The following is a 2,333-nucleotide window of genomic DNA, read 5'->3' as shown; positions in this document are numbered from 1 at the left end:
GCATCGCGCGGGGCTCGCGCAAAAGCGGCTGCGGCTGCAGGGGCTGCGGCTCAGCGCCACGGCGCTCGACGCCGCGCTCAAACGCGAACGGCGTGAATTCGACCGGCTCGCGGCGCGGCTGCGCCCCGATCTCGTCACCACCCGGATCGAGCGGCAGCGCGAGCGTCTCATGGCGCTGGAGCGGCTGCGCGACACGCTGGGATACGAGGCGACGCTGGCACGCGGCTATGCGGTGGTGCGCGGCGACGGCGCGGTGGTCACCGGGGTCGCGGCGGCGCAGGCGGCAGCGGTGCTCGAGATCGAATTCGCCGACGGGCGGGTGCGGGCCGGATCGGGGGTACGGCCCAAACGCGCCTCCAAGCCCGCCCCACCGCCGCCCGAGCAGGGCACGCTGTTGTAGACTGGACGGGCTTGCAAAATCGGACAAGGGCACATGGATCTCACGAATATTCTCGGCGATGCCTCATCCGACCTGACCGTGCTTCAGATGAGCCTGCGCGCGATCATCGTCTTTGTCTTTGCCACGGTGCTGTTTCGCTGCCTGCCGCGCAAATCGCTCGCCGACACGACGGTGATCGACCTGATCCTGACCCTGCTGATCGGCTCCAGTCTGAGCCGGGCCCTGACCGGCAACGCGCCGATCGGCCCGGTTCTGGCGGCCTGCGTGGTGCTTGGCCTGTTGTGGGTCCTGCTGGGGCAGCTGGCGATGCGCAGCACGTGGTTTTCCAACCTCGTGAAGGGGCGCCCGCTCGAGGTGATCCGCGACGGCAAGCTCGACGAGGCGGTGCTGAAGCGCGCCCATATGGGGCGGCGGGATCTCGAGCAGAAGCTGCGGATGCAGGGCTACGCGCGCATCGAGGACGTGCCGCGCGCCTATATAGAGCGCAACGGCGCCATCTCGGTGCTAAAGGAGTAGGCCCCGCGCGATCCGAAGGGCCGGGTTCAGACGCCGACCTGCGGTTGGCAGGACAGCGGCGTCTCGCTGTCTTGCATCTCGTAGAGCTGCGGCACCTCGGGATCGTTGACGAATTCGGCGCTCAGCCGCCCGTTCTCGTCGAAGAAGCGCCAGCACTCCGGACCTGTCCCGTCTTCATAGGCGAAACAGATCGCATCGGCCTCGGGGTACCATGTCCCGTCGAGGCAGCGGCCGTCGAGAAAGGACCATGTCACCTGCCGGTCGGGGCCATAGCGTTCCATGCCGTAGGGCGCGCCACGGCTGTGATAGGTGAGGGTGCGCCCGACCACCCGCGCCTCGAACTCCTCGGCGCCGAGCGGCTCACGCTCCTGCGCGGCGCCGGGCTGTGCCATGCAAAGCGCAAGCAGGAGGGGGGCGCTGAATCGGCGAATGCTCATGCCACAGCCTCTCATCCCGCGGCCCTTGTCGCCAGCCCTTCGCGCGCGGCTGCGCGCCAAGCCGCCACGCGCGGGTCCATCACCCGCCGCCAGCCGCGCGGCCACAGCGCAAGCCAGGCCATCACCGGCAGGCTGCGCGGCAGCATCGGCGCGGCCCGGGGCAGATCGAGCGCCGGGTAGGGGCGGGCGGGACGGGCGTGGTGATCGGAGTGGCGCGGCGCGTTCAGCATCATCCATGAGGAGACGGGATGCGGGCTGTTCCAGCTGTGCCGCGCGCCGACGGGCTCGACCCGGCCATCCGGGCCGCGTGCGCGCTCCAGCCCGTAATGCTGGACATAATCCGACAGGAGCAGCTGCAATTGGGCAAAGCCCGCCAGCGCCAGATGCGCCGCAAACCCGCGCCAGCCGGTCAGCAGCGCCGAAAGGCCGAGCGCCAGCGCCGCGCCGCCCGCGTAATGGAGATATGGGTGGCGCCAGCGCGGATGCCCGCGCCGCCGCGCGCTCTCCATGCGCAGCCCCTCTCGGAAACTGCCGCGCCAGGCCCGCGGCGCATAGCGCCAGAACCCTTCGCCGCGGCGTGCCGTGGCCGGATCGTCGGGCGTGGCGACGCGGACGTGATGCACCAGCGGATGGGCCGAGGCATGATGGCCGAAGAGCAGCGAGACATAGACCGCGACGCCGAGGCGGCGGGGGCCGCGCGCGGAGGCGTGGATCAGCTCATGGGCGTTGGCGTTGCTCACCTGTCCGAGCCAGAGCCCGGCGGCGGCGAAGAGCCCGGCCTTCTCCAAAGGGCCGAGCCAGCCGCCAGACAGCGCCCAGACCACCCCTGCTAAAAGCCCGAAATGCGCCACGCCGATCGCTAGGTTGAGCATGGCGAAGGCGGGAAACTCCGCCCCCGGTCGCGGCGGTGCCAGCCGCGCGCCGATCTCGTCGAGCGCCGCCGTCAGCAGCGCCAGCGCCAGCGGCGCCGCGAGCGCCCA

At 70.8% G+C, this 2,333-nt stretch carries 4 protein-coding genes; 2 read left to right on the top strand and 2 right to left on the bottom strand.

What is annotated here, in order from left to right:
• Together NHG85_RS14955 and NHG85_RS14950 are read left to right on the top strand one after the other, a co-directional pair.
• Positions 1–400 (top strand): exodeoxyribonuclease VII large subunit (locus NHG85_RS14955; RefSeq protein ID WP_305884602.1); only part of this gene is annotated, 400 nt, incomplete at its 5' end.
• A 33-nt stretch (positions 401–433) separates the two neighbouring features.
• Entirely contained in the window at positions 434–916 is a 483-nt protein-coding gene (locus NHG85_RS14950) for a DUF421 domain-containing protein (RefSeq protein ID WP_253333765.1), read from the top strand.
• 26 nt (positions 917–942) lie between these two features.
• Here NHG85_RS14950 and NHG85_RS14945 read toward each other — a convergent pair whose 3' ends face one another.
• Both NHG85_RS14945 and NHG85_RS14940 read right to left on the bottom strand, forming a co-directional pair.
• The gene (locus NHG85_RS14945) at positions 943–1,308 is read right to left on the bottom strand and encodes a hypothetical protein (RefSeq protein ID WP_253333763.1); all 366 of its coding nucleotides are present in this window, start codon (positions 1,306–1,308) and stop codon (positions 943–945) included.
• Between the two features lie 56 nt (positions 1,309–1,364).
• Positions 1,365–2,333 (bottom strand): alkane 1-monooxygenase (locus NHG85_RS14940; protein ID WP_253333761.1); only part of this gene is annotated, 969 nt, incomplete at its 5' end.

The sequence above is a fragment of the Limimaricola litoreus genome (assembly GCF_024159025.1).
In the GTDB taxonomy this organism is placed as follows: domain Bacteria; phylum Pseudomonadota; class Alphaproteobacteria; order Rhodobacterales; family Rhodobacteraceae; genus Limimaricola; species Limimaricola litoreus.
Note: the sequence above shows the minus strand (reverse complement) of the source record. Positions and strands in the feature narration are given on the sequence as shown.